A 26,698-nucleotide genomic window follows, 5' to 3' on the forward strand; every position below is an offset into this window, starting at 1 on the left:
CTCTCAACTTCCATATACGTTCTCCTCCATTCCATATCGCCGGACGACATATGCGGAAGGAAGTGCTGGTCATAGGGGGCGGAGCTACCGGGGCCGGGGTGGTCCGAGACCTCGCCCTCCGAGGCGTGGACTGCGCCCTGCTGGAGATGGGCGACTACTGCCACGGGGCCAGCGGCGGCAATCATGGGCTTCTTCACAGCGGCGGGCGCTACGCGGTCAAGGATGCCTCCTCGGCCAGCGAGTGCGCCCATGAGAACGCCATACTGAGGAGGATCGCCCCCTTCTGCATCGAGACCACCGGTGGCCTTTTCGTTTCCCTGCCCGATGACGATCCCAATTTCCCCGAGACCTTCGGCAAGGCCTGCCAAGTGACCGGAGTACAGGCCCAGGAGGTCACGGTAAAGGAGGCGCTGTCGTTGGAACCAGGCCTCAGCCGTGACGTCGTGCGCTGTTTCGAGGTCCCGGACGGTTCCATCGACCCATTCTCCCTGGTCCTGGCAAACCTGGACCAGGCCCGGGAGGGCGGCGCGTGCGTGCTGAACCATTGTCAGGTCACCGCCCTGCATATGGACGGTGAGCGGGTGGACCGGGTCGAGTACCTGGACGGGCGGGACGGTCAGAAGCACGCGGTCCTCCCGGAGGTCGTGGTGAACGCCGCGGGAGCCTGGACGCCGACCATCGCCAAGATGGCCGAGGTGGAAATGCCCATGGCGTTGGACCAGGGAAGCATGCTGGTGCTGGACGGCCGCCTCTGCGGCCGTGTGATCGACCGGCTGCGCCCCCCGTCCAACGGGGACATCGCTGTGCCCAACCATACTTCCACCGTCCTGGGCACGACGTCCGCCTCCGTGGACTCGCCGGAGAAGGCCGAGGTCACCGCCAAGGATGCCGGACTGCTGTTGCACGAAATCTCAGCTATGTTGCCTGAGTGCCGCAGCGCCCGGGTCGTACGGGCGTACTGCGGGGTCAGACCCCTGCTGGGCGGAACGGGGGGCCGGGAGGCCAGCCGGTCCTTCAGCATAGTCCGGAACGAGAGAGCGGAGAACCTGCTGAGCGTGGCCGGAGGAAAGCTGACCACCTATCGCCTCATGGCCGAAAAGGTCTCCGACCAGGCCTGCGCGTTGCTGGGTAAGACATGTCATTGCCGGACCCACATCGAAACGCTCGGTCCTGACACCCCCGTCCTGGGCAAGGGAATCGCCTTGGCCAGACTGCACCGCAAATACGGTGATAGAGCACTATCCATACCCATAGCCGATCAGCGTCTGATTTGCTCCTGCGAACAGGTGCTGAGGTCCGAGGTCCAATACGTCATGGAGGACCCGGACGTCCTGACCATGACCGACGTCATGCGCCGGACCAGGGCCGGCATGGGCTATTGCCAGGGCCTGGACTGCTCCCTCGGCGTACTGGAAATGTTCGTGGAGGCCAGGGACGCGGACCCCATGTCCACGCTCGCCGAGTTCCTGGACGAGAGGGATAAAGGCGCATCGGTCCCCGGGGAACAGTCGAGGCAGGAACTACTGCGCAGGCATCTGCTCCAAGGCGTATACGGCGTCAGGAGGCTGGAGCGATGAGAAAGGCCTTGGTCGTGGGGATGGGCGCCTCCGGTCTGTTGGCCTCCACCTTGCTGGCCCTTAAAGGCTGGAAGGTGACCGCCGTCGGTCGGGGCACACCGGCGAGCGCCATGTCCACTGGCTGCGTCAGGGGCGTTCTCCACCCAGAATGCATGAAGGAGGTTCAGACCCTGTTCCAGGCGGCCGGCATGCCCATGGTCGGCAGGAACGAGACCAGGACGGGAGCTACCAATATAGGCACCCGATTCGAATGTACGCTGTCCCCTCAACGTTCCACCTGGGACCAGGGAGATGGGCCGAAAAGCCTGACCGTCCTGGGATCGGACGGACACCCTTCCATGCGTCCCATGCTCGCCGCCTCGGTCCTGAACACCTGGGGACCCAAGACCAAAGGGAGAAAGCTGGAGCTCAAGGTTCCCGCGGACATATCCCTGTCCACGATCTTCCGTTCAGAGGGCATGATCGATTATTTGGTGAACGAGGTCCAGCAATGCTCGGGCGAAGCGGTCCTGCTGCCATCGTTGTTCTCCTTATCGGATTACGGGCGATGGCAGGAACTGGAACGCCGCAGCGGGAGGAAGGTGCTGGAGGCAGTGACCCCCCTCGGAGAGCCAGGGCTGCGGTTCGTTCAGGCGCTGGAGGCCGGTGCGGCTCGTTCAGGGGTCGAACTGTGGCCTGGCCGCAAAATGACCTCATTGAAAGTTAAAGGGAATGCTCTCTTGGAGGCCGAGGTACAAGGCGAACTCGAATCCAGATGGGTCGAGGCGGACGCGGTGCTCATGGCCTCCGGCGGACCTCTGGGGGACGGGCTGCTGCTACGGGAAGGCATGACCGATCCGTTCGGCACCTTCCGTTTGGCCAACGCCGGTCCAGCTATCGAGAACGGTTACGCTCATCGCCAAGGAAGGCTGCTGGCGAAGGACGGGTCGGTAATGGAGAACGTGTTCGGTGCCGGCGACTGTTTGGCCTCCCCGAAAAGGAAGTACGGACAAGGGCTGGCCGAGGCGCTCAACGATGCCTGGGACATCGTACAGGCCATGGAGGCCGTATGAACGAAGGGCGCTGCATCAAGTGCGGCAGCTGCCTGCGGGCCTGTCCGGTTCTAAACGATCACGCTGGAAGGTCCTTCCCCGGGCCCAGGACAGTGGGGGTGGACGCCCCCCGCTTCCCCGAACAGTACAGCATAGGCAGCGACGCCCTGATGTGCACCATGTGCCACGCCTGCGAGTGGGCCTGCCCTTCGTCCATTACCCTCACCCGCTCCATGGCCAAACTGAGGGAGGGACTGGCCACCGCGACCGCGCCCCTGCCGGGCCACCGGCGCATGAAGGAGAACGTGAGGCGCTTCGGCCGGACGGTGGAAGGGGATTTTCAGGGATGGAAGGAGAACGGGAAGAAGGTGCTCTACTTCCCCGGCTGCATCGGACTGGGGCGGCAGCCAGAGCTGGTCGAGGCCGCCTCCCGTTTTCTTGATTCCATGGGGATCGAGCATGACATCTCTAGCCAGGTGGTATGCTGCGGCTCGCCCCTGCTGAAGATAGGCGCCACCGCGGAAGCGGAGGAGCTTAAGCGGAAGAACATGGAGGTCTTCGCCGCCTACGACCAGATAATCACGTCCTGCCCCGGGTGCACCTACCAGCTGAGGGAGCATTACGGTGTTCAGGTCAAGCATCTGGTGGAGCTGCTTCCCGGACGGTCGTTCAGATCCAAGGCCGAGGGACGCTGGGCCTTGCAGATCCCTTGTCATCTGAAACGGGGGTTGAGCCCCTGGGCGGCCGAGGGCATGGTCGACGCCCTGGTCCAGGCCGGTATTGACATCGTCAGGCTGAAGGAAGAGGACTCCTGCTGCGGCGGGGGAGGCGGGCTGCTCTCGGGGTTCCCGGAAACATCGTCATCCATGGCCAGGTCCAAGGCCGAGGTCTACGAAAAGGCGGGGGCGAAGGGGGTCATCACCTCCTGCCCCTTCTGCTCCCTGAACCTGAGGAAGGCCGGATTGGTGGTCCTGGACGTGTCACAGGTCCTGGCGTGGAAAGAATGAGATAGCATCAAATACACCTTGCACGATTGGACGCCCCAGATGACGAAAGCGCTCTGTTTCTCATGCCTGCATCGCGAGAACCGCCCGGAACTGGGGCTCAGCGATCAGCTCATCTACTGCCGCAAGAAGGAGATGGTGGTCCGGCCGAAGATAGAGTGCAACTTATATTCCAAAGCCACCAGCAAAGCGGTGCAGGAGCTCAATCGAGCCCTGTACGGCGTCATGGAAGAAGCCGAAGAATGATCACTTCCACTGCAGCACGTGGGTCGAGGCCTCGTCCCCGATCGACGCGATCTCGAACGGTATCCAACGATTGGACGCGGACATGCCGCGCATATGCCTCACCCTCATCATGCGATTGAGGTCCGTATCGAACCTTAGTTCCAATACGCCGTCCGCCAGGGCCATGAGGTGGTTCAGGGACTTCTCGTCATGTACTCCGTCGAACACCGCGATGAAGGCCGTTCCGAACTCGCTCCTTATGCGCGATGCGCTGATCTGGAAGAACTTGAGCACCACGCTCGGCTGGTTGTAAAGGAAAAGCGTGGAGAGGGTGTGGACGAAGACGCGCAGGGGCTTCTTGACCTCAGCGTGGATGTTGGCCACATTGAACATGATCCCTTCTAGGTCGTGGATGCGCCGCACCTTGTCCTTCTCCTGCCCGTCCCGGTCCTCGGAATTGCCGAGGAGGCTGGAATGGTAATCGATGACGTACAGACCGTCACCCAGCCGGTCCATCGGTATGCCGAAGCGCTCCATCATGTTCAGGAGGTCCCGCGGCAGCATGTCCATGGAGACGAAGACCACCGGCTCTCCGTCGTCCAGGTATTCCTTGACCATGCTCAACTCGAACTCCAGCAGGCCTACTCCCGGGCTTCCGAGCAGCAGGACCGAGCACATCTGAGGGAAATTGGTCTTGAACATAGGATCACCTCACACCAGCGGGGTCAGGGAAACGTGCCCTCCCCGCGGCCTTTCCTCCAAGGTCAAGGCATAGCATTCGGTGAACGGTTTGATGCCGTACACCACCACCGTTCCTCCGATCCTCTCGGCCTTCAGATGCACCGTGGCCAGGTCGGCCAGCCGGGCCATCGACCGGCTGGTCGGGGAGGTCAGCCCGACGAACATCCCTCCGTTGCGGCTCATGGCCGCCAGATGCTCCGCCAGGCCCTCCATCACCTCCCCACCGTATATCGATTCAAGGGAGTCGAAGCCCATGAGCGACAGGTAGGGCATGGCCGCCCCGTCCAAAGCGTAGGTCAGGTTCTTCCATTTCAGGTCGTTGGCCACATTGCTCCCCTCCACCGGCAGGACGTAACGTCCGCTGTCCAGGTCCATCTGGGAGGCCGGTTCGACCACCCTCACCGACCTTTCCATGTCCGCGTCGGGTATCAAGCCGCGCAGCGAGGCTCGGGCGTTGGCCCCGCTGGCCTTGCGCAGGGGCATCCAGAGCACGCCCCGTCCGGCAGAGGCGAAGTTCGATACTATGGAGCGTTCGAAAACGTCGCTCACCACCGGCGGCAGCCCCGAACCCATCTCGATCATCACCGCCATCCCGGGGACCAGCCCTCCGGTCATGTGGTCCAGGTCCTCGATGCCGTACGAGAGCTTGCCCGCAGGGTCCTCGACCCTGGTCCATCCCACGGACACGTTGCCCCGGTCCCAATCGGCCCCGAAGCAGCGGAACCGTCCGCCCTTCAGGCTGAAGAGGTAAATCGGCTGGTGCACCTCGCACCCCCGCAGCTTCATGAGGTCCATCTCCCGGACCAGGCGCCGGTCATGCTCCACGCGGCTGAACTGGACCACGCCGTCGCCCAGGTAGTCCAGCATATGGTCGTTGCTCTCGAGCACGAAGACCAGGTTGGTCCCCTGGCCTTCCACTAGGTCCCGCTGCAGGGCGACCATGAGGTCCCGACAGCTCAGGTCGTAGCGGTCGGCCAAGGCGTCTATGCTGTCGACGATGAAAAGCTGGCGGACCCCCTCCGTCTTTTCCACCATCTCGTACAGGCGCTCCAGGTCGGGCATGTTCCGGCCGATGGTGACCGTCATCTCGCTGCGGGAGGAGAGCATCTCCCCGGAACCGACGCCTTTCAGGTGACCCAGCCCAGACCGCTGGCGCCGTGATGCCCCGTCGTCGCCCCGTTTCAGCAATCGGTCCTCCAACCAGGGGAAATGATGGAGCAAGGAGCTGTCCGAGACCCGGGTGGAAAGATAGTGGGAGTCCTGAACGTCCTTGAACTCCTCGGCCACCTGCAGAGCGAAGGTGGTCTTACCAGTGCCTGCGTTCCCCCGCACGATCAGGGAATGGCCCCCTGGGTTGTTCAGGAATTGCACGATCTCGGGCGGCAGCATCGAGGCGGACATCTCATTCATAGAACAGTCCTTTGACCGCTGGACATGGCTCTATTTTTAACTATATTTGCCCCTCGTTATCAATCTTAGTAAGTAAGGCGGAACGACCAACAGCTAAAAAGTTTAATTAACGGCCACAGGGATGGCTATGCCCAGAGGAGTATCGATGAAAGCTGTCATTCTCGCCGCAGGGGAAGGGACCAGGCTCCGACCGTTCACCGTATCCCGTCCCAAGGTGATGATACCCATCGGCAACCGGCCCATTCTTGAATACGTGGTACGGGCACTGGCCGCCAACGGCATCACCGAAATAATCCTGGTGGTCGGTTATATGAAGGAAAGGATAATGTCCTTCTTCGGTAACGGGTCCAACTTCGGGGTCAAGATATCCTACGCCATCCAGGAGAAGCAACTGGGCACCGCCCACGCCGCCTTGACCGTCCGCGACCAGATCAAGGACGAGTTCATCCTGGTGGCCGGGGACAACATTATCGACGCCCAGGTCATCGCCGACCTGCTTCGGCACAAGGGCGGCTTTTCAATGCTGGTCACCGATTCAGAGACCCCATCCAAATATGGAGTGGTGCAGACCAGGGACGGACGAGTGGTGGACATCATCGAAAAGCCCGACAAGGGCGTGGGGAACATCATCAACACCGGCATCTACCGCTTCCCGCCAGAGATATTCGATTACCTGGAAAGGGGAGTGATGACGGGCAAGGCCGGCATCACCCACGTCATGCACAGCTACATCTCCAAGATCAACGTGGACGTGGTCCGCTCCAACGGCCGTTGGATGGACGCGGTGTATCCCTGGGACCTGATACGCCTGAACGAGTACGCCTTCAACCTGACCGGCCAGGAGACCTCCGGGACCATCGAGGCCGGGGTGACGCTGCGCGGCCCGATCTACGTCGGCGCGGGCACCAGGATAAAGGCTGGTTCCTACATCGAAGGGCCGGCGGTCATCGGCGAAGGATGCGAGATCGGCCCTTACGCCACGATATTCCCGACCACCAGCATAGGGAACGGAGTGCACATCGCGCCCTTCACCGCCATCTACAACTCCATCATCATGAACAATGTCTCCATCGGTTCGCACTCGCATCTCTCCCAGGCGGTGATAGACGACGGATGCCGCATCGGGCCAGGCTTCTCCGCCCCCTCTGGGCTGGCGCAGGTGCGCGTGGAGGACGAGCATTTCCGGGTGGACAAGGCCGGCAGCATGGTCGGAGAGTTCACCTATATGGGTCCCAAGGTCGTGCTGTCCGCCGGTACGATCATCGGGGCGAACTCACGGGTGGGTGACGGGGCCAAGGTCAGCGGCACTCTCGACGACAGGAGCATCGTGGTCTGATGTGCGGCATAGTAGGTTACTCGGGGTACCGTCCAGCGGTGGATGTGCTGATGGAGGGCCTGAAACGCCTGGAGTACCGGGGCTACGACTCCGCTGGAGTGGTCACGGTAGAGAAGGACCACCTGGTGCTGGTCAAACGCCAGGGAGAGCTGGAGGTGTTGAGGGGCTCGTTGCCTAAGCTCGAGGGGCGCTCAGGCATCGGGCACACCCGCTGGGCCACCTGCGGTCGTCCTTCGGACCGCAATGCCCATCCTTTCCTATCCTGCGACAGCAAACTGGCCATCGTTCACAACGGGATTATCGAGAACTATATGGCCCTCAGGGAGGACCTAGAATCCCGGGGTCACCGTTTCACCTCCGACACCGACACCGAGGTCATGGTGCACTTGCTGGAGGAGCATTACGAGGGCGACCTGCGTAAAGCTCTGGCCCTTACGGTCCAGGACATCCAGGGAACCTACGCCATAGCGGCGGTCAAGGAGGGCGGAAAGGAGATAGCTGCCGCTCGCAAGGAGAACCCCCTGGTGGTGGGGCTGGGGGTCAAGGAGAACTTCCTGGCGTCAGATGTCACCGCCCTTTTGAGCTACACCAGCAAGGTCCTGTACATCATGGACGGGGAGACAGTGTCCCTGACGCCGTCCGGGGTAAAGGTGTACGATTCGAAAGGTTCCCAGGTCAAGCGCGATCCGTCCATGATCACCTGGTCCGCCGAGGACGCCCAGAAGGGCGGGTTCGAGCACTTCATGCTCAAAGAGATATTCGAAGGACCGAACGCCATACACAACACGATGATGGGCGCCCTAGACATGATCGAGAACGGCGAGGTGCTTCCCAACACCGACTTCCAGTCCATCAAGATAGTGGCCTGCGGCTCTTCCTACCACGCGGCCATGGGCGGCAAGTACGCCATGGAGGAGTTCGCCGGGGTGCCGACCACGCTCGAGCTGGCCTCAGAATACAGGTACTCGCCCGGGGCGCGCGAGGCTCCGTTGGTCATCCTGGTGAGCCAAAGTGGGGAGACCGCGGACACGCTGGCCGCAGCCAGGGAGGCCAGGCGCCGCGGGTGCCGGACCCTGGCGATCACCAACGTCATCGGCTCGACCATCACCCGTGAGGTGGACGAGGTGTTCTACACCAAGGCCGGCCCGGAGATCGGGGTGGCGGCCACGAAGACGTTCCTCACCCAAGTCTTGGCCATGTACCTGTTGGCCATACGCATTGGTTATGCCAAAGGCACCCTGAGCTACGATTCCATGCGCAGCGTCCTCTCCTCATTGCGGCAATCGTCCAACGTGGTCCAGGCGGTCCTGAACCACGTGCACGACATAGAGAACGCCAGCCGGATGATCGATTCGGCCGAGCACTGCTTCTTCATCGGACGGAACATCAACTACCCGACGGTCCTGGAAGGTGCGCTGAAGCTCAAGGAGATATCCTACATCCACGCTGAAGGGTTCGCCGCCGGAGAGCTCAAACATGGTCCGTTGGCCCTGCTGGATTCGAGCACCCCGGTCATCGCCGTGGCCATTAAGGGGGACCACACCTACGAGAAGATGCTGGCCAACATATCCGAGGTGGCCGCCCGGGACAGCCCGGTGCTGGGCGTGGGCATCGAAGGGGACACGGAGCTGGCCAGGCTATGCGAGAAGATGATATACATCCCGCAGGTGAAGCCGGTCTTCTCCCCCATCCCGGTGACCGTGGCCCTGCAGGTGCTGTCCTACTATGTGGCCAAGAGACGCGACTGCTCGATCGACAAACCCAAGAACCTGGCCAAGAGCGTGACCGTGGAGTGAACTAAGGCAAGCGCTCCGGACAGGAGGCCCGACGGGAGCAGGTGGCGCACTTTCCAGGCCGATTGTGGTTACGGTGGGCCTCGCCGGTCTTCAAGATGCCCCGCATCTCCTCCAGCTTGCCCAGTAAGATGTTCTCCAGCTCCGCCGTGAACTCGATCTCGTGCTCCTCCCCTCCGTACCTCAGCAGACCGTACGGCGGCCTCTTTCCAGAATCCTCGGATATGAGCAGGCAATAGGCCGCCACCTGCAGGATATGAGAGAATAGTGGTCCCTTAGGCGTGCGCCCAGTCTTTAGGTCCCCCGGTATGAGCTGCCCGCCTATCTCCAGCACGAAGTCCGGACGACCGCTCAGACCATACTTCTCGGACAGGTAGATGGGGGAGTTCTCCGTCCCCACGTAATGGATGTCCCCTTCCAGCCCCTGCTCCCCCTTCCACTCCTTGGCCTTCTCGGAGGCGGACATAGAGTAGTACAAGGCGAACGAGGCTCCGATCAGCCACAACAGGGCCATGGCCTCCAGCAGCATGGACACCACGGGGTCGGTATCGATGATGCTGCCCAGGTTCATGGCCACGGCCATGACCACCAGGCCCAGTATGGCCCACACCTGCAGGCGACGGAACTTGGTCATGGTCGCCCCCTTCTGCGCCGAGAGGTACAGCATCACGATGACCGCGAAGAACCAGATGATGCTGAGCAGCGACAGGATCCAACCCCAATCGGTGTAGTCGCCTCCGCTCATTAATGATATACCGCTTACCGCCAACACGGTGGCGACGAGAGAGAACAGGAAGACCAGGCGTTCCCATTCCCAGGCCGCCTGCTCCGCGGACCTGATACGACGGTACTCTTCGGCCTTGTTGCGATGGGCCTTGTCCCCTTCGTCCAGCTCCTGGTTCCGGACCTGGGCCTGCCGTCCCAACCACCAGCTGAGCGGGCAATAGCCGTAGCGCTCCAGGTCGCTGGCGGAGATGACCTCGTCCCGGTCCATGCACTAAAATACAGATTGGTGATATTTTTAACTTGGCAGGTGGACCAGCTCAGGTCACCGGCCGGCAGTTCAGGTGGGTCAGGGAAGAGTCAGTGATGAATATGCCATCCTCCATGGTGATCTCGTCCACGAAGCCGAACCAGTAGACCACGAGGCCGTGCCCGAAAAGCTGGACGTAGGGGGCCAGCTGCTTCTTGGTGTTCTTGTTCACCTCGATCCTGTCGCCGAACGAGGCCTTGGACTCAATCCAATTGACCTTCCAACCGTTGACCACGATGGGCTTGTCAAGCAAGGCGTCCGGGGTCTTGGTGAACTCCCCGCGCAGTTCCTTCTCCGTGCGGTAGCCGATGTCCTGGCTGTCCAACCAGTCCTGCAGGTTCTTCTCGCCCCAGGTTCCTCTCTGGTACTGCTTCTCCATGCCCTCCGGGGAGTAGATGAGGTCTGTCTGGGCGATCTCCTCGATCTGCCTCTTCAGTTCCGGGTCATCGATGGCCTCGGGGTTCCGTACCATGGCCCAGTACTGCTTGCGGGAGCGCCCGGTCTCCTGGAACAGCATCAGGCCGGTGAGTATAGGGGGGAACTCGTAACGACGGGACAGTTCCAACAGGGTCTCTCCGTGCTGCCAGGACTGCACCATCTTTTGGCTGTTCCTCTGCACCTTGTAGAACTTCTTGGTGGTCTCCCGGACCGTCCTCTGGGTGTAGATGACGGTCAGCAGCTCATGGTCCAGGCACAGTTCCTTAGAAAGTACATCGATATCAGAGGGTTCGTTCAATCGGTCGTACAGGTATCTGAAATCCTCATTCTTCATCTGTTCACTCTTGGCGCTTTTCGTAGATTGGGTATCGTATATAATGGTTATGCGCTCAACACCAATGGGGGGCGTCCAATGTCAACGAGCAAACCGTCCTGCGATAGATTGATTATCGTAAAACCCATGTACAATTTTCATATTAATATACCTTGAAGGAGGAAAAAAATGCAGCTCAATGATTTCTTAGCCTCAGAGAATGGACCACCGTGGCTCCCAGCCAGTGTGGCCGAGGCCCGTAAACTGATGTACTTCGGTCAGCTGATAGCCTTGATATTCGCCCTGATCGCCCTCATCGTGGGAGTGTTCATGGTAATTACCGGCAATTTGGCTGGCATCGGGTCGCTGGTGGCGGCAGCCCTCGGTCTCATCGTCGTCTACATGTTGAAGAATCAGGTGTTCTCTCCTCTGGATCAGGGCAAGTTCAAACAGGCCAGTGATGCACTGCTCATCTGGTTCATCGTGGGTCTCATCGTCTACCTGATACCCGGAGTGATCCTGCTGTTGGGGTACCTCAAGCTGCAGGACATATTCCAGCAGCCCCAGTACAATCAGTACCAGGCCCAGCAGTATCAGGTGGCCCCGACGGAGCAACCCGCTCAGCCAGCCCCGGCCCAGGAGCATCCCGCTCCCGCTCAACCGGCCCCGGCCCAGCCCACCTCGGCCGAAGAGCACAAGGAGAAGAAGGTGGAGATGATCAAGTGCCGCAAGTGCGGAGTGAACTTCCCAACCTTTATGCACAACTGCCCCAACTGCAACGAGCCCAAGCACTGAACTAGGCTCGGAAAACCACTTTCCCATTCTTTTCTATCATCCTGATCCTGTGATACGGGACGGTGCCGTCAGCGGTGCTGAAGAAGGACTTGCCCAGTTCTATGATATCCTCTCCCCGGACACATGCCAGGTCCTCCAAGGCGCCCCGGTGCAGGTAGATTACCGTCACTCCTCCCAGTCCACCCTGGCCCCATTTGATCTCGTTCAGGACCTCCCGGGGATAGGACATGGTATATAACATCGGAAGGACCGGTCAAAAAGTTTTTGCGCTAATAGCGCCGAATAGGTGCCATGGAACGGATCGAGGTCGAAGGGCAGCTGGTCGATATCATCGAAGGAAAGATATTCCCGGCTAGGGTGGTAATGATGGACGGTAAGTTCGTGGAAATTTCACCTATCCAGGAAGCACCGAAGTGCTACTTGCTGCCCGGGCTCATCGACGCCCATATCCACATAGAATCCTCCCAGCTGTGCCCGTCCCGCTTCGCCGAGGCGGTCGTGCCCCATGGGACCACGGCGGTGGTATCCGACCCGCACGAGATTGCCAACGTGACGGGGATGAAAGGCATCGAATACATGCTCGAGGACGCGGGTAAGGTGCCTCTGCGCATATTCTTCACCGCCCCCTCCTGCGTCCCCCCGACGCCCTACGAAAGGTCCGGAGCGGTGATCGGGGTGGCGGACATCGAAAGCATGTTCCGGGACCCCCGGTTCGTGGCCTTAGGTGAAGTGATGGACGTCCAGGGCGTGCTGAGGAACGATCCGCAGATAATAGGCAAGATCAAAGCGGCCAAGGAGTTTTGGAAGGTGATCGACGGCCATTGTCCCGGGCTGGTCGGCACGGACCTGGTGAAATACATAAACGCCGGGATCAGGACGGACCACGAGAGCCTGACGGCCGACGAGGCCGAGGAGAAGTACTTCCTCGGCATGTGGATACAGGTGCGGGAGGGCAGCGCCTCCCACGATCTCCGAGCGTTGATGCCCTTCGCCAAAACGCACGAATGCATGTTGGTCTCCGATGACCTGCGGGCGAAGGACCTGGCCAACGGGCACCTGGACGTGCTGCTGAGAAAGGCCGTCGCCCTGGGCATGGCGCCTATGCACGCCATCCGCGCCGTCACCGCCTGGCCAGCCTGGCAGTACAGCCTGCCCGGAGGAAGCGTGGCCGTGGGCCACACCGCCGACCTGGTGCTGGTGGAGGACCTGAAGAGCTTCAACGTCCTGAAGGTCTACATCGGCGGCCAGATGGTGGCCGAGAACGGCCATGCGTTGTTCCAGTTCGATCCCACCCGCAACGGGCAGGCCATAATCGAACGGAAGCTCACGGCCGAGGACCTTCTTCTGAGGGCCGAGGGAGACAAGGCCTCGGTACGAGTAATCGAGGTCTTCCCGGACCGCATCGAGAGCTGCGCCCTGATCACCGAGGTGCCAGTGCGTCAGGGGTCCGTAAAGGCCAGCCCCGAACAGGACGTGCTGCTTCTGGCCCTGGTGAACCGCTATATCGACGAGAGGCCGGTCCTCGGCCTGATAAAAGGTTTCGGTCTAAAACGCGGGGCTTTGGCCACCTCGGTGGCGCACGATTCACATCACATCCTGTCCGTGGGTCAGAACGCGGAGGACATGGCTAAAGCGATCAACGCCGTATCTCGAAGCGGCGGTTTCGCCGTATCGGACGAAGATCGGTTGGAACAACTGCCGTTGGAGGTGGCCGGCCTCATGAGCACCTCTCCAATGGAAAAGGTGGCGGCCAAGGAGGCCGAGCTGGTGGACATGCTAAAGGACCTGGGATGCAGGCTACCGGCGCCCTTCATGACCCTGTCCTTCCAGTCCCTGCTGGTGGTCCCCGAGCTTAAGATCAGCGACCGCGGCCTGTTCGACACGACACACAATGAACTGGTCCCGCCGCTGCTCTGAGGTAGGTTTATTTCCTATCAGGCCGGTTCAGAGCACGCTCCGGAAGTGAGGACATGGACAACGTGGAAAGCTTCAAGTGCCGCATTCTGACCTGGGACGAGATATCCAGATGGACCGAGGCCGTGGCCCATGACATCGAGGACAACGGCTTCCGGCCCACGGTGATCATCGGACTGACCCGCGGTGGGTGGGTGCCGGCGCGCATCGTCTGCGACCACCTGCAGGTGAAGCGGCTGTACGCGGTGAAGACGGAGCACTGGGGCATCACCGCCAACAATTGCGGGAAAGCGCTGCTGACGCAGGAGCTCAACACCAGCATCGAGGGCGAGTCGGTCCTCATTTTCGACGACATCACCGACACTGGGGAGAGCATCGCTCTGGCCGAAGAGCACCTGAAGAAGCTCGGGCCCAAGGAGGTGCGGACGGCCACGCTGCTGCACATCACCCATTCCAAGAAGGAGCCGGACTATTACGAGGTGGAGGTTCCCAAGGAGGACTGGACCTGGTTCATCTTCCCCTGGAACCTGCACGAGGACCTGAGGGCGCTCCTCCCCAAGACGCTGTACGAGCCGAAGACGGTGACCGGCGTTCAGAAGGCGTTCAAGGAGCAGTTCCAGATCGACGTGCCCGAGGAGCTGATCCGCCGCACCCTGCGGCACCTGACCGCTTCGGGCAAAATAATGAAGAAGGGCACCAAATGGCACAAGACCGACGGCGACGTGGCGATGAATCCCAAATGATTCTCAGATCTCTATGAACACGTCGTCCCCTTCCACGGAGACGATGTAGACGCGCATGTCCTTGGCCCCGTCATGGGACATCTTCCTTCCAGTGCCTATGTCGAACTCCGCCCCGTGCGCCGGACAGGCGACCACGCCGTCCCTGATGGTGCCATAGGACAGGTCGAACCCGAAGTGCGAGCACTTTCCATCCATGCCGTACAGCCGTCCCTTGTACCGCCCGACCACGAACGACCGGCCGTCGACCTTCAGGCCTTTCAGCCGCCCTTCCTTGATGTCCGCGTCCTTGCCCACGAGGACCTTCATGCTCGTTCGAATGACAGCTGGTAGTAGATAAAACTGCCTTTGGACGGCGCACAATTAATGAGCAACGGAACGGATGTCCTATGGAAGCTCATGCTGAAAAGACTGAAGGCCAGCCTGGAACGGAGCGACATCGTCCGCTTCGGCGAGTACCAGTATTTCGTTCATCCAATCACCGACGGCATCCCAGCCATGGACCCCAAGGTGCTGGAGGAGGTAATCGACCGCATGCAGGAGATAGGCGACCTGGACTGCGACCTGATCATCGGGGCCGAGGCCATGGCCATACCGCTGATGGTCCCCCTGTCCCTGAGGACCGGCTTACCGTACAACATCGTGCGCAAGAGGAAGTACGGGCTGCCCGGAGAGGTCAGCGTGCGCCAGACCACTGGTTATTCGGAAAAGGACCTGTACATCAACGGCTTGAAAAAGGGGGACAGGGTGGTCATAGTCGACGACGTCATCAGCACCGGCGGGACCCTAAAGGCGATCGTAAAGGCGCTGCAGGACATGGGCGTGGTCATCGTCGACATAATCATCGTGGTCCAGAAGACCGACCAGCTGGAGAGGCTGCAGGCGGAGCTCGGCGTGCGCATCAAGACATTGGTAAAAGTAGAGGTCCGGGACGGAAAGGTCCGCGTCCTCACTTGACCAGGCGCTTCTTCATCAGGTATATCGAGGCCAGGAAGGTGACCACCGCCAAGACCACCACATATACCGCCCCGATGAGCTCGTTCGTTCCCACCATGTTGTAGCACAGGTCGCGGGCCATGTTGGCGATGTGGGTGAGGGGAAGGGCCATGGCCAGCTGCTGCCCCCATTCCGGCAGCACGCTTAACGGGAAGAACGTCCCGCTGAACAGGAACATGGGCGTGATGAACAGGAAGAACGGATAGTTGAAGGAGTCCAAGTTCGGAACGAGCGCGGTGAAGAGCATGGCCACGGAAGCGAACATCAGTCCTCCGGCGAAGGCGATCAGCGGTATCAGCAGCAGTCCGGGAAGCTCGGCGAAACCGAGCACGGCGATCACGCCCAGCACGATGGTGGTGTTGATGAAGGTCTTGGTCGCCCCCCATAATATCTCCCCGGCGATGACGTCCTCCAGCGACAGAGGTGTGGCCAGGACGGCGTCGAAGGTCTTCTGGTAGTACATGCGCACGAAGGAGCCGTAGGTGCACTCGTAGAACGCCCCGTTCATTATGCTGATGGCCACCAGCCCGGGGGCCAGGAACTTGATGTACTCCACGCTCTCCCCGCCGTAGACGATGTCCGCCTGGATGAGGGCGCCGAAGCCGAGGCCCATGGCCAGCAGGTACAGTATCGGTTCCAGGAACGAAGGTAGAAAGTTGGTCTTCCAGGTGGTCAGGAACACGTCCCGGTTGCGCTTCCACAGGGCGAGAGAACGCCAGGAGATATTGGAGAGGAGGCTCATTCGATAAGCCCCCTTCCCGTGGTGCGCAGGAACACGTCCTCCAGGGTGGCGTTGCGTATGAGATAGTAGCTCATGGAGAAATGTTCCTTGAGCTCCGCGGCCACCCTCTGTCCTTCCTTGGTGTAGATGAACATGCGGTCAATGGTCCGCTCGTACTGCCATCCTTTTCCTTTGATGTACGCTTCCATCTCATCCGTGGGCACATCGATCTCCATGACGTCCGTGCCGATGACCTGGTCGATGAGGTCGCACGGTCTGCCTTGCAGGATTATCTTGCCGTGGTCCATGATGACCAGGCGGTCGCAGAGGCGTTCCGCCTCGTCCATGTAATGGGTCGTAATGACGACCGTAACCTTCTTGCGCTTGAGCTCCCGCACCTTCTCCCAGATGAGATGCCTGGCTTGTGGGTCAAGACCGGTGGTCGGTTCGTCCAATATGAGCATCTGGGGGTCGTTCATCATCGCCCGTGCGATTATCAGCCGGCGCTTCATGCCCCCGGAGATCTCCTGTATCTTCTCGTCCCGCTTCTCGCTGAGCTGCATGAACTCCAGCAGAAGGTCCGCCCTATCCTGCGATTCCTTCTTGGGGATGCCAAAATAGCGGCCGTAGACCGTCAGGTTGTGGCGCACGGTGAAGTCCGGGTCCAGGTTGTTCTCCTGAGGAGCGACGCCGATGACCTGCTTGATCTCCCTGGGGCTGGCGGTGACGTCCATCCCCAGCACCTCCAGCTTTCCAGAGGTCAGCGGGCTGGCGCAATGGATCATACGCATGATGGTGCTCTTTCCCGCGCCGTTAGGGCCCAGGAAACCGAAGCACTCCCCTTCTTCGATCTGGAAGTCGATGCCGTCGACCGCCTTGAGGCTGTCGAACATCTTGGTCAGCCCTTCCGCCCTCACCGCTGGCATAAACGCCCTGAAATGACCTTCAGGATATTAGTGTTGGCGTCCGGTTAGCCTCATTGCATTGCCACATCACTACCTCCCCGCAGATAAATCACCGGCGTGTTCACGGCCGACCTGCTTCTACTTTTCTACTTCACCCTCTTCGGCATGGGGCTGGGCGCATTATCAGGTCTGGCGCCGGGCATACACGTGAACACTCTGGCCGTGCTCCTGGTGATGACCGTTCCCTCGTTATCCCCGTCGCTGGACGGTCTGTGTGTTTCCTCAGGATGTTCCCTGCCGCCGGAACTGCTGCTCTCCTGCGCCATCCTGGCCGCGGCCATCTGCCATTCCTTCCTAGATTTCATCCCCTCTTTGATCATGGGCGTGCCGGACGAGACGGAGTGCCTGTCCGTGCTGCCGTCTCACCGTCTCCTACTGGAGGGCAGAGGGCTGGACGCTTTGCAGGCGGCGGCGCAAGGGAGCCTGGTGGGGGCCATGGCCGGCCTTATCGTCCTGCTCCCGCTGCCTTTCATCCACGTTCAGATCACCGGTATGCTTCTCTCTTTGACCCGGTTCATTCCCTGGATATTGCTTTGCGTCCCTTTCATCCTGGTCTGGGCTGAAGGGGGCAAGGCCGATCCCAAGGCAGAGCTGGACACGCGCGGAGGGAGGGCGGAACTGACCGACACAGTGTCTCTCAAGAGGCACGTACCGGTGCACGGTGATTCCGCCCGGGTGATCGGTGAGGTGAGGCGGCGCTATGGGCGATGGGAGGTGCGCACACCGCTGCAAACGTTCAGGATAAAGGGCGCCGGGCTTCAGCCGGGCAGGCAGCTCCTTATGGGCCACTGGATCGTGCGCAAGGACCGCTTTCCGTTGACCGTCCGGTGCGTTCTCCTTTTCTTCTGCTCAGGGGTGCTAGGCGTCATGGCCATGGACGGCCTGGTGCCCGGAGAGGACATCTGGAGGGGGATGGAGGGCAACATGCTCATGCCTCTTTTCACCGGGCTGTTCGGACTACCTCTTCTCATCGGTTCCAGCCGCGGACGGATGCCAGAGCAGAACCCGGAAGCGGGAGAACCCCCGTCAGTGATCGGAGCGCTCAAAGGTTCGCTCATGGGCGGGCTGGTGGGCTGGCTCCCGGGCGTAACGGCCACGGCCGGGGCGGTGCTGACCACCATGTTCCCTCGTTCCAAGGAGAACGATCCGGAAGGGTTCATAGCCATGGTGTCCTCGGTGGCCACGGCCGCGGCGGTGCTGGGCCTGGGCACGCTGCTTCTATTGGGAAAGGGAAGGAGCGGGACATTGCTGGCCATGCAGGAGACCATGCCCTCCCTGGCCGTCGAGTACGTCCCAGCGCTGCTGCTGTGCGTGCTATCGTCATCGCTGCTCTCCTACTGGCTCACGATGAAGCTGGGATGGCGCTTATTGCGGAAGGCGCAGGGCCGGGATCTCACCAAGCTCAACCAGGCGGCTCTGATCGGCATGATCGCTTTATCGTTCCTTCTGGCCGGACCGGGCGGTCTGGTGCTGCTGACACTGTCCACCATTCTGGGGATGGTCCCGTCCAAGGTGGGCGTCAGCCGGGTGCATCTGACCGGTTGTTTGCTATTGCCCATCCTTATCTACTATTTCGCCCCGTTCCTGCGATAGAAGTCCCGCAGGCGGTCCTGACCCAGGTCGAACGGCGAAAGAAGCTCGCCGGCGGCCCGGAACATAAGCTCCGCGTACCGTTCGGCGTCATACTCTTCGTCTCCGTCCAGGAACTGCGCCACCTTGACCTCCTTGCCCTTGGTCATCACGAACTCCACTGCTTCCCCGGGCGGAGTGCGGAAGCCCTGCTGCTCTAGCTGGCACAGCACCTTGAACTGGTCGTTCTTCTGCCGGTACTCGTTCAGCTCCCGGGTGACCCGCTTCGAGAGCACCAGCTTCTCCAAAGGGACGCTCATGTCCCTCAGCTGGCGCACGTACGAATCGAGAACGCCCAAAGCCTCTGGTATGCGGTGCTGGAAGCCTTCGGCGTCCTCTCCCAATACGAGATGGTCGAGCATGCCCTGCTGCAGCTCCCTGGCCAATGTGCAGGTGTCCCGGCGGCGCAAAGCTATTCCGCGCACCTTCAGCTCCCCGTCCTGGAACGCCCCATAGTAACGGTTCAGGGCGCCTGCCCCGTTGGTGAGGTTCGGAAGGAACACTATCCATTTGTACTCGCCTTCCCACACCAGCGGTATCTGCATCCGGCGGCCGATCTCCTGGCAGTACGATTCTATGTCCCCGTCCCCTTCCAACCACAGCGAGTCGACGATGCCGTGCAGAACGCGGAAGCCCTTGCGTTCGGCTAGCTCGGCCGACTTGAGCAGTATCTCCCGGCCGTGGGCGGTGATGGACTCATGGCACTCGATGCGCCCGAAGCGGGCGTTGCGATAGCCGGTGTAACCGAAGCAGGTCACCAACACCCACTTGAGCACCTTCGCTCGTTGGTCGTAGATGGCGCTGTGCCGGCCACCCTCCTTCTTCAGACGCTTGAAGGAAATGCGGCGGCGGACTATCGGCTCCAGCACCCGGGCCAGCATGCCCACCTTCTTGGAGCAGGTCCAGTATCCCAGCCCGGGCACCGGCTCCCCGTCATCCTTACAGCATTCGCAGTTCAGCGTCTCCGGGGAGATGTTGTGCCGGACCATGATGCTCGGATACAGCGAAGTGAAGTCCACCTCCTGGACATGTTCGTGCAGGCCCACCTTCGGCTCGTAGATCAGCCCGCCGCGGTCCGAGGCCACCAGCTCGGCGGCGGTCTTGAAGTCCTCCGGCAGGTTCTTCTTCCACATGACCAGCGAACCCATCTTCGTCGCCTCGTTCAACTGCATGGCGCTGATGGCGCTGCCCGGGGACATGCGGGCCATGTCCTGCAAAGATATCCGCGACAGACGGCACAGGTCGATGAGACCGGCCATGCCGCCCTCCTGGAAGATGAAGGACGATCCCTTGTCCAGATGTATCCGTCCACGCAGTTTGTACGCCGGCGGCTTGTAGAGTATCCGCCCATAGGTGAAGTAGCTCTTGCCCTTGCCCTGGCGCTTTCCTCCTTCCCGCCCCAGCTCGATCTCCATCTCGTTGCGCTCGGCGCACTTCTCCAGAAAAGGCAGATGGAAGCTGTCCCCGCCGTCGGTGACCAGAACATCCGGGTCCCTCTCCCGCAGCAGGTCCTGCAGCTGCTCCAGTATGTCCGCCTCCTTGCCCTCCATAACGACATCGTCCAGCGTCACCCTTTTCAGGCGGTCGTCCAGCATGGGCATGCCCCGCCGGGCGGACGTTTCTATTTTCAGCTCACCTATGCTGAGGTCCGGCATGGGATAGTCCAAGCGGAACGGGGTGTCCAGATTCTTCCACTTCTCCACGTCCATCAGGCCCATGGGGAAGACCTTGCGGTGCAGGAAATAGCGCGTGTCCATGCGCGTGTCCACGTTGAAGAGCGTGTGATCGCGGTGGCATCCCCATTTGTCGATGGTCTTGGCCAGGGGCATGAGGTTGCGGTAGCCGCGGGGCGTCACCCGCAGCACCTCCTCCTTAGGTCCGGTCAGCCAGGTGCGGTGCTTCTCCCAGTGATGCTCGACGCCCGCCTCCTTTAGCCCCATAAGAAGTGAGGCTCGCCTCTCAGGCGACGGTTTCACGTAGAACGAGGGCCGGAACTCCTTGTCAGCGATGCGCTCCACGCCGGAGGTGGTCTTCACCCAGGTGACCATCTCGTTATTGACCTCGTCGGCGTAGCAGTCCAGGATCCAGCCACGCATCCTATCAGGCCTTCTTCCTCAGGCGTTCCAGCTCCTTCTCCTGCTCCAGAAGGATGGAGAGGAACGCCCCTTCCAGGGGGTCCAGGAAGGCGGCTACGGTGGCGGCCGAGGCATGCAGGCGCACCTTGTCCGAAAGACGGTCGAACGCTTCCTGGTCCTCCTGCGGCAGCGCCCTCCGGAAATCGTTCCAGTTGCGGAAGACGCTCTCCGAGGCCATGCGGAACGTGGGGACGGTGCGGCCCATCAGGACCGCCTCCGATATTCGTCCAGGGTGGTCTGGCTTGGTGGAACTGGACGATACATTATCTCCTTCTCTTCCCGGGGCAGGGAGATTCGCACGTACCCGGAGCGGTGCTCCACGCTGATCACCCGGTCCACCTTCTCGTAGAAGAGCGAGCGCAACCCCTTGCGATACATCAGCTTGGCCAGCCCGTAGTTGGTGACCACCGTCACGGTGCGGTGCTTGGCGGTGAGGGAGCGCAACTTGCCCATCCCCCTTTCCATGAGCTTCAGCGATTCCCCCCAGTCCATGTCGGCGTCCTGGAAGAGGTCCGGATAGCACGATACGACGACCATGCCGCCCTTGCTGCGCAGCAGCTCGTTCTCCAATGATTCCTCGACCAAGGTGGACATCTGATAGGCGGTGAAGGCCCGGGAGACGTTTATGCTAGTCAATACCTCCTCCGGCCTCATCCGGAAGCGTTTGCACACGTAGGTGAGGTCGTACGGATTCACGGAGTTCCCGCCGTCCACCCACACCACGTCGCGATGCCATTCCCGCACGAAGTTCACGCTGAGCATGTTGACCATGGTGAACAGCAGCCGGTCGGAGCTGTCGATGGTGGTGACCGTTCCCGCTTCCAAACCTCCGAGAAGCTCGTCCACCGGGGGTATGGCGGTGGTGGCCAGCATTCCATCCGCCTCGAAATGAAAGTCATGGACCATCGGTTCGGTCACTATATCCGGCATAGAGCGGTACATCTGTTCCCCCTGTACCGTTTTCGCCTTGAGGGTATAAAGGAATGATAGGGGGAGGTCGATGAAAATGGAACCGGATTCAAAAATATCATAGTGCGCAATCCGCAATTGGTGCACGACGGTAGGGTCGGAAACATTCTGATGGGCTCTATTAAAATGAGGATGCTCTGATCACAGTTATATACCCGACAAAATCGTAATTTGTCCAAACACTTAGGGGGGAAGTTGGACGAACTCTTTCACAAAGAAATGGCTCAGCGTAGCCTGTGTCTATCTGATGGTCATCGCCGCCTTCTACGTGATGACCGCGGACGTTAGCGCGGAGGATACCACGGTCACGGAGAACGAGATCGAGGACGCCGTCTCGAACATCGACCACGTCGACCGGCGCATCACGATATCGAACTCCAAGGCATCGTCCCCGGTCGTCGCCGTCGGGACGGACGGCGAGACGCACATGGCCTGGGTGGACGGAGAGATCGGCTCGCAGAGCGTCTGTTGGAAACGGTCCAACGATTCCTTGAGCACCTTCACCTCCGATAAGATCATAACCACTTCCTTTTATTCGATCTCCGATCTATCGATCCTCCTTCTCGATGGCCCGTTCGGGATGGCGGTCGCTTTCGAAGGCAGGTCGAGCGCAGGTTCTATGACCACGGTCTACTTCCTTTTCTCCGAGAACGGTGATGAGTGGAGCGCAACGTACGCCGTCTCGGAGGGTGATTCCCCCTCGCTTTGCGGTGACGGCGAAATAGCGTTCCTCGGCATGAACGCGGTCCTAGAGGGGCGGAGGCGTTTTTGCTTGCTGTCCTTACAGATGCAGGAAGGGGCGGTCAACGCCACCATGTTGGCCGCGCTTCCGCTGGCGGCGGTGGACGGAGATATATTGTTCCACGAAGGGCTGATCGACCTGGCCCTGTTCGATGGGGGCTCGGGCTCCATCCTGTTCCTGCAGCTGTCGGAGAACGGAACGGTCATCACCTCCCCTTCCCGGGTCGGTGGGGCGCAGGGAGCGAAGGACTTCGAGCTCCTGGTCACGGACGGAACGGAGCGTTTGATGTTCGTGGATGGCGGAACGATCAAATTGGCCCGCCGCCTTGGCGATCCAGTAGACTGGGCGATCTGCACGCCGCTGCAATCGAACGACACCATATCGGAAGCGTCCATGATCGTCACCGACGGTTCGATCCGCATAGCGTATGCTGTCGAAACCTCCGATCGGTCCGGAGTATACGACCTGGAGTGCGATCTGCAGGGCAGGGTCAAAAGGGATGCTGAGATCATCTCCACCCCCGGTTTGGGCAGCAGTGCCCCGGTGGTATTCGTCACCGCTCCTGGTGTGATCTCCTGCGTCTATGCGGAGGAGCATTACGATTCGCAGGAGCTCTTCCTGAAGCAGGACCTGGACTTCGTCATCCCAGATATTCCTCGCCTAAAGAAGTACATCGAAGCGCTCGATCCGATCATGTTCTCCGAGGGAAACGTCTCGATACAAAAACTGATGGATAAGCTGGACAAGGTGATCGCTCAGTTAGAGGAGAAGAGCGAGGCGACGGCATTGACGGAAGCACTATCCCTCAGGACCTCTCTCGCCACCTACTTCGTCTACGCCCCCTACGCCGACCTGGGCGGGATCGAAGAGGTTAAAAACAAGATCAAGAAGAACCTGGACACGATAGACGACCCATCAGATGGGTTCACGGTCATGAGCAATATAATCCCCGATCCAGTCCCCGGTGATACCACCGTTTACTTCTCACGGCTCTCCGCGGTCACGAACACCACTGCGGAAGCCGTATGGATTCTATCGGACGGGATCGCCGTTTCAGGTTATATCCTATGGGGAAACTCCCCGACGAACCTCTCCAACAGGTTGAACGGCAGCCTGGTCTATACCCCACATACTTTGTCGACCACATTCGCTGCGAACATCACTGGTCTGAGCGAGAACACCACGTATTATGCCTCATGCCATGTGATCACTGGAACATACGATCTGGAATCGTACTATCCAAGTCCTTTCCGGACGTATCCTGGAACGATATACCTCCATTCGATCTCCGTCTCCACTTATTCCGGCTCCGCCATCATCACCTGGGTCACCGATTGCAATACCACATCGCAGGTCGAATACGGCACGTCCTCTTCCTACGGGAACGTAGTCTCCGACAGCTCCCTGACCACAGCTCACTCTATCACTATCGACAATCTCGCTACCAGCACGCTCTATCACTACCGGGTCAGCTCGACGTACTCCGTGACCGGTTTCTCGCTCAGCTCAGTGAGCGGTGACCGATCGTTCACCTCCGCTCCGATAACCATAAGCATAAGCGCTCTCTCCGCCACCTTAACCGACCTCAATGCGGTTCGCATAATCTGGACGACGAACATCGCTGCCAGTAGCACGGTGTATTATGGTACGACGACATCCTACGGTTCAACGGCCTCCGGGAACACGGGTACCTCGCATACCGTGAACATTAACGGCCTAGCCGCGAGCACGGTCTACCATTACAAGGTCAAGTCCGTATCCTCCACCAATCCCAATAATTACGCCATAAGCACGGACCACACGTTCACGACCAAGAACGTGGGCGATGCCGGTCTGAACGTTGATGCGGGTGACTCGCTAAGCACCGCCTCCCTCCTGTCCCCCGGCTCCTATTTCGGCTACCTCGATGCCAGCCTGGACACCAATGATTATTACTCGTTGCCGTTGTTCAGTGGGGAGACCGTCAAGCTCGTACTGGACGTTCCGTCGAACTTTGATTATCAGCTCTATCTCTACAATCCCTCCGGGACCCTCGCCGCCTCCTCGACCAACGGGGTGGGGGTGGACGAGAACCTGCAGTACACCATCAACGTCAACGGTGCCTGGAAGGTGCGGGCGTTCCATCAGTCCGGTTCCGGTCAGGGCATGTACGCCCTCGACGTGCAGGTGCTGGGCGGTTATGACCGTTACTCCCTGGACGTCGGCGCATCCGGCGACAATGACGTACTGGCGCACACGCCTGGCCTGGCCCTCCTCGACGGCACCGGTTGGTACGCCGTCTCGGGCGGTAAACGAGAAACGTCGGTCAATGGCAGCTTCCTGCTGAACATTTACGATGGAACGTACCAGTCCAGCACATATTATGAGATGTCGATAGCCTATACCTCCTCGGCCGACGTGGACGTCTCCGTGCTGATAGGCGATGCCTGGGCCACGGTGGCCACGCTCCCCGGGAGGTCGACGGCGTGGACCTACAGCTTCGTCCTGAAGAGCGACCTGCTCTCCGATTCCTCCGCTACGCTCTTCGCCTCCAATGTCCGGTTGCGCTTCGACCATCAGGTCATCGTCGACTCCATAGACGTCATGCCCGTAGCGTATGCCTCCGACTTCTTCGGGGGGACGCCGAACTACCCCGGCGTCATGCTGGAGAACAATTGGCAGATCGGAAGTGCCGTGGTCAACGGTACCACTTACGCCACTCTGATCGTCTCCCTGCCGCGCACCGACCTCACCTACTTCCTGGAGCTCGTGAACATGGACTCATGCTCTGGCATCGGGGTGCAGCAGTGGGACGGCTCCGCCTACGATAGCATAGGAACGCTGGAGAGCTGGGGAACGTCCGCGGTCATACAGCTCGCTCCCGCCTATTATTACGATATCTCATCGTCCACGCCCGGTATGAACCTGCGCCTGAGGCTGACGGCCCCGCTGGTAAATCTTTCCCGGGCGATCCTGTGGACCTCACAGTCGCGCACCGACGTGGGCGTGAGCGGAGACACGGACGCCAGCGCGCACACGCCGGGCATCAGCCTCTTGGGCAATTCGGAATGGGGCTCCATGACCGTTCTGGACTCCCGCACGGTGCGCAGAACGACCCAGGGCAGCTACGCCAACTTCTACCTCAACGGGGCGCAGAGCGATACCAGTTACGTCGTGAGCATCACCTACAAGGCCACCTCCGGAACGGCCATCCTGCAGCAGTACCGCGGCAGCGCCTATGGCGGCTACCTTTCGTTGGGCAATCTGATCGTAGATGGACAATGGCATACCACCAGTTACATCACCTCCCCCGCTAATGTGTACGACAATATCGCCGGTGGAGAGGTCGACCTGATCTTCGAGATCACTTCCTACAACTCCGTCGCCATCGACTCCATCTCCGTATGTCGGGACAGCGACGGGGACACCTACAGCGATGCGTACGAAGCTCTGAGGATGACCATCGCCGACGTTGGAACGCACCTGCACGACCTGAATCCCTTCTCGGCGGACACGGACTCGGACGGCCTGAACGACAACGTGGAGGTCTCCACGTACGGCACGGACCCCTGTGATCCCGATACCGATTCCGACGGACTGCTCGACGGTTCCGAGAGATACTCGTACACCTGGTCGACTGACGACTCGTACCTCATACCGGACAACAACACCGTCCTCATCATCGACCTGTCCTTGCCAGCCATTCAAGGCGGAACGTCGTCCATATCGTCCCTGTGCCTGGTGCTGGGCATAATGCACGGAGCGCAGCACCAGCTGGAAATAAAGATCGCCAAGGGCACGGGAACGCAGAAGGTGATCAAGGCCGCCAACACCGGCAGCGGCGCGAACTACTTCGTCCTCAAGAATCTGTTCACGATGACCTCACCATACTCGGCCAGCGACCTCAGCACCGCCAACGTCTGGCACATATACGTGAGGGACGTCACGGCGGGTACCCAGGGCCGGGTGGAGTACGCCCGCCTGCAGGTGAACGGGACGACCAACGCCTTGGTCGCCGATTCGGACAGCGATGGCATACTGGACGGCGAGGAGGTGGAGTTCGGTGTCGACGGCTGGTGCACCAACCCGCGCTCCGCGGACAGCGACAGCGATGGCGTCACGGACTGGAACGAGATACATGGCAACACTCTTTGCGGCACCTTAACCGACCCCACTCGCAATGACACCGATGACGACGGTTGCCCCGACAAC

The 26,698-nt window shown here is 60.5% G+C and carries 23 protein-coding genes; 12 read left to right on the top strand and 11 right to left on the bottom strand.

Annotated elements, in window-relative coordinates; all coding sequences use genetic code 11:
* Nucleotides 1–50 precede the first annotated feature (50 nt).
* The 4 genes from glpA to NT131_02240 are packed head-to-tail and all read left to right on the top strand — an operon-like array spanning nucleotide 51 to nucleotide 3,858.
* Nucleotides 51–1,577 (top strand): anaerobic glycerol-3-phosphate dehydrogenase subunit A, encoded by a 1,527-nt coding sequence (gene glpA, locus NT131_02225; GenBank protein ID MCX6650460.1) that lies wholly within the window; start codon nucleotides 51–53, stop codon nucleotides 1,575–1,577.
* A complete protein-coding gene (locus NT131_02230) occupies nucleotides 1,574–2,629 on the top strand; it encodes a hypothetical protein (protein ID MCX6650461.1) in 1,056 nt (351 codons plus the stop codon). Before glpA ends, NT131_02230 begins: the two co-directional genes overlap by 4 nt.
* Nucleotides 2,626–3,615, top strand: a complete 990-nt coding sequence (locus tag NT131_02235) for a heterodisulfide reductase-related iron-sulfur binding cluster (protein MCX6650462.1) — start codon at nucleotides 2,626–2,628, stop codon at nucleotides 3,613–3,615. The genes NT131_02230 and NT131_02235 overlap by 4 nt, the downstream gene beginning before the upstream one ends.
* 39 nt (nucleotides 3,616–3,654) lie before the next feature.
* Entirely contained in the window at nucleotides 3,655–3,858 is a 204-nt protein-coding gene (locus NT131_02240) for a hypothetical protein (protein MCX6650463.1), read from the top strand.
* Here the strand turns inward: NT131_02240 and NT131_02245 are convergent, their stop codons facing one another.
* Nucleotides 3,859–4,539 (bottom strand): RAD55 family ATPase, encoded by a 681-nt coding sequence (locus NT131_02245; GenBank protein ID MCX6650464.1) that lies wholly within the window; start codon nucleotides 4,537–4,539, stop codon nucleotides 3,859–3,861.
* 9 nt (nucleotides 4,540–4,548) lie between these two features.
* The gene (locus NT131_02250; GenBank protein MCX6650465.1) at nucleotides 4,549–5,988 is read right to left on the bottom strand and encodes a hypothetical protein; all 1,440 of its coding nucleotides are present in this window, start codon (nucleotides 5,986–5,988) and stop codon (nucleotides 4,549–4,551) included.
* Between the two features lie 145 nt (nucleotides 5,989–6,133).
* Here NT131_02250 and NT131_02255 point away from each other — a divergent pair, with 145 nt between their 5' ends.
* Nucleotides 6,134–7,324, top strand: coding sequence for a sugar phosphate nucleotidyltransferase (locus NT131_02255; protein MCX6650466.1), 1,191 nt, complete (start codon nucleotides 6,134–6,136; stop codon nucleotides 7,322–7,324).
* Complete coding sequence (gene glmS / locus NT131_02260) at nucleotides 7,324–9,120, top strand: glutamine--fructose-6-phosphate transaminase (isomerizing) (GenBank protein MCX6650467.1); 1,797 nt, start codon at nucleotides 7,324–7,326, stop codon at nucleotides 9,118–9,120. The genes NT131_02255 and glmS overlap by 1 nt, the downstream gene beginning before the upstream one ends.
* 1 nt (nucleotide 9,121) lies before the next feature.
* On the opposite strand, the gene NT131_02265 is transcribed toward glmS, so the two are convergent.
* Together NT131_02265 and NT131_02270 are read right to left on the bottom strand one after the other, a co-directional pair.
* On the bottom strand, nucleotides 9,122–10,111 hold the full coding sequence (locus NT131_02265) for a PD-(D/E)XK nuclease family protein (GenBank protein ID MCX6650468.1): 990 nt from the start codon (nucleotides 10,109–10,111) through the stop codon (nucleotides 9,122–9,124).
* Nucleotides 10,112–10,160: 49 nt separating this feature from the next.
* Nucleotides 10,161–10,922, bottom strand: a complete 762-nt coding sequence (locus NT131_02270; protein MCX6650469.1) for a C15orf41 family protein — start codon at nucleotides 10,920–10,922, stop codon at nucleotides 10,161–10,163.
* Between the two features lie 168 nt (nucleotides 10,923–11,090).
* Here NT131_02270 and NT131_02275 point away from each other — a divergent pair, with 168 nt between their 5' ends.
* On the top strand, nucleotides 11,091–11,696 hold the full coding sequence (locus tag NT131_02275) for a hypothetical protein (protein MCX6650470.1): 606 nt from the start codon (nucleotides 11,091–11,093) through the stop codon (nucleotides 11,694–11,696).
* A 1-nt stretch (nucleotide 11,697) separates the two neighbouring features.
* Here NT131_02275 and NT131_02280 read toward each other — a convergent pair whose 3' ends face one another.
* The gene (locus tag NT131_02280; GenBank protein MCX6650471.1) at nucleotides 11,698–11,925 is read right to left on the bottom strand and encodes an RNA repair domain-containing protein; all 228 of its coding nucleotides are present in this window, start codon (nucleotides 11,923–11,925) and stop codon (nucleotides 11,698–11,700) included.
* 62 nt (nucleotides 11,926–11,987) lie between these two features.
* Between NT131_02280 and ade the strand changes: the two genes are divergently transcribed.
* Both ade and NT131_02290 read left to right on the top strand, forming a co-directional pair.
* A complete protein-coding gene (gene ade, locus NT131_02285; protein ID MCX6650472.1) occupies nucleotides 11,988–13,613 on the top strand; it encodes an adenine deaminase in 1,626 nt (541 codons plus the stop codon).
* A gap of 53 nt (nucleotides 13,614–13,666) precedes the next feature.
* A complete protein-coding gene (locus tag NT131_02290) occupies nucleotides 13,667–14,353 on the top strand; it encodes a phosphoribosyltransferase (GenBank protein ID MCX6650473.1) in 687 nt (228 codons plus the stop codon).
* 3 nt (nucleotides 14,354–14,356) lie between these two features.
* Here NT131_02290 and NT131_02295 read toward each other — a convergent pair whose 3' ends face one another.
* Entirely contained in the window at nucleotides 14,357–14,659 is a 303-nt protein-coding gene (locus NT131_02295) for a Rieske (2Fe-2S) protein (GenBank protein MCX6650474.1), read from the bottom strand.
* A gap of 57 nt (nucleotides 14,660–14,716) precedes the next feature.
* Between NT131_02295 and hpt the strand changes: the two genes are divergently transcribed.
* Entirely contained in the window at nucleotides 14,717–15,307 is a 591-nt protein-coding gene (gene hpt, locus NT131_02300) for a hypoxanthine/guanine phosphoribosyltransferase (GenBank protein ID MCX6650475.1), read from the top strand.
* Here hpt and NT131_02305 read toward each other — a convergent pair.
* Entirely contained in the window at nucleotides 15,300–16,088 is a 789-nt protein-coding gene (locus NT131_02305; GenBank protein ID MCX6650476.1) for an ABC transporter permease, read from the bottom strand. The two genes, hpt and NT131_02305, sit on opposite strands and share 8 nt — an antisense overlap.
* Nucleotides 16,085–16,993 (bottom strand): ATP-binding cassette domain-containing protein, encoded by a 909-nt coding sequence (locus NT131_02310; protein ID MCX6650477.1) that lies wholly within the window; start codon nucleotides 16,991–16,993, stop codon nucleotides 16,085–16,087. Before NT131_02310 ends, NT131_02305 begins: the two co-directional genes overlap by 4 nt.
* A 96-nt stretch (nucleotides 16,994–17,089) precedes the next feature.
* Between NT131_02310 and NT131_02315 the strand changes: the two genes are divergently transcribed.
* Nucleotides 17,090–18,625 (top strand): tripartite tricarboxylate transporter permease, encoded by a 1,536-nt coding sequence (locus tag NT131_02315; GenBank protein ID MCX6650478.1) that lies wholly within the window; start codon nucleotides 17,090–17,092, stop codon nucleotides 18,623–18,625.
* Here the strand turns inward: NT131_02315 and NT131_02320 are convergent.
* From NT131_02320 to NT131_02330, 3 genes are read right to left on the bottom strand one after another with little or no spacing between them, the layout of a single operon-like run.
* Nucleotides 18,601–20,757: a hypothetical protein gene (locus NT131_02320; protein ID MCX6650479.1), complete on the bottom strand. Its 2,157-nt coding sequence runs from the start codon at nucleotides 20,755–20,757 to the stop codon at nucleotides 18,601–18,603. The genes NT131_02315 and NT131_02320 overlap by 25 nt on opposite strands.
* A 4-nt stretch (nucleotides 20,758–20,761) precedes the next feature.
* Entirely contained in the window at nucleotides 20,762–21,001 is a 240-nt protein-coding gene (locus tag NT131_02325) for a hypothetical protein (GenBank protein MCX6650480.1), read from the bottom strand.
* Entirely contained in the window at nucleotides 21,001–21,738 is a 738-nt protein-coding gene (locus NT131_02330) for a hypothetical protein (GenBank protein MCX6650481.1), read from the bottom strand. The genes NT131_02325 and NT131_02330 overlap by 1 nt, the downstream gene beginning before the upstream one ends.
* A 274-nt stretch (nucleotides 21,739–22,012) precedes the next feature.
* On the opposite strand from NT131_02330, the gene NT131_02335 reads away from it, so the two are divergent.
* A partial coding sequence (locus tag NT131_02335; protein MCX6650482.1) for a hypothetical protein occupies nucleotides 22,013–26,698 on the top strand: 4,686 nt, incomplete at its 3' end.

It is taken from the genome of Methanomassiliicoccales archaeon, from assembly GCA_026394395.1.
Classification (GTDB): domain Archaea; phylum Thermoplasmatota; class Thermoplasmata; order Methanomassiliicoccales; family UBA472; genus UBA472.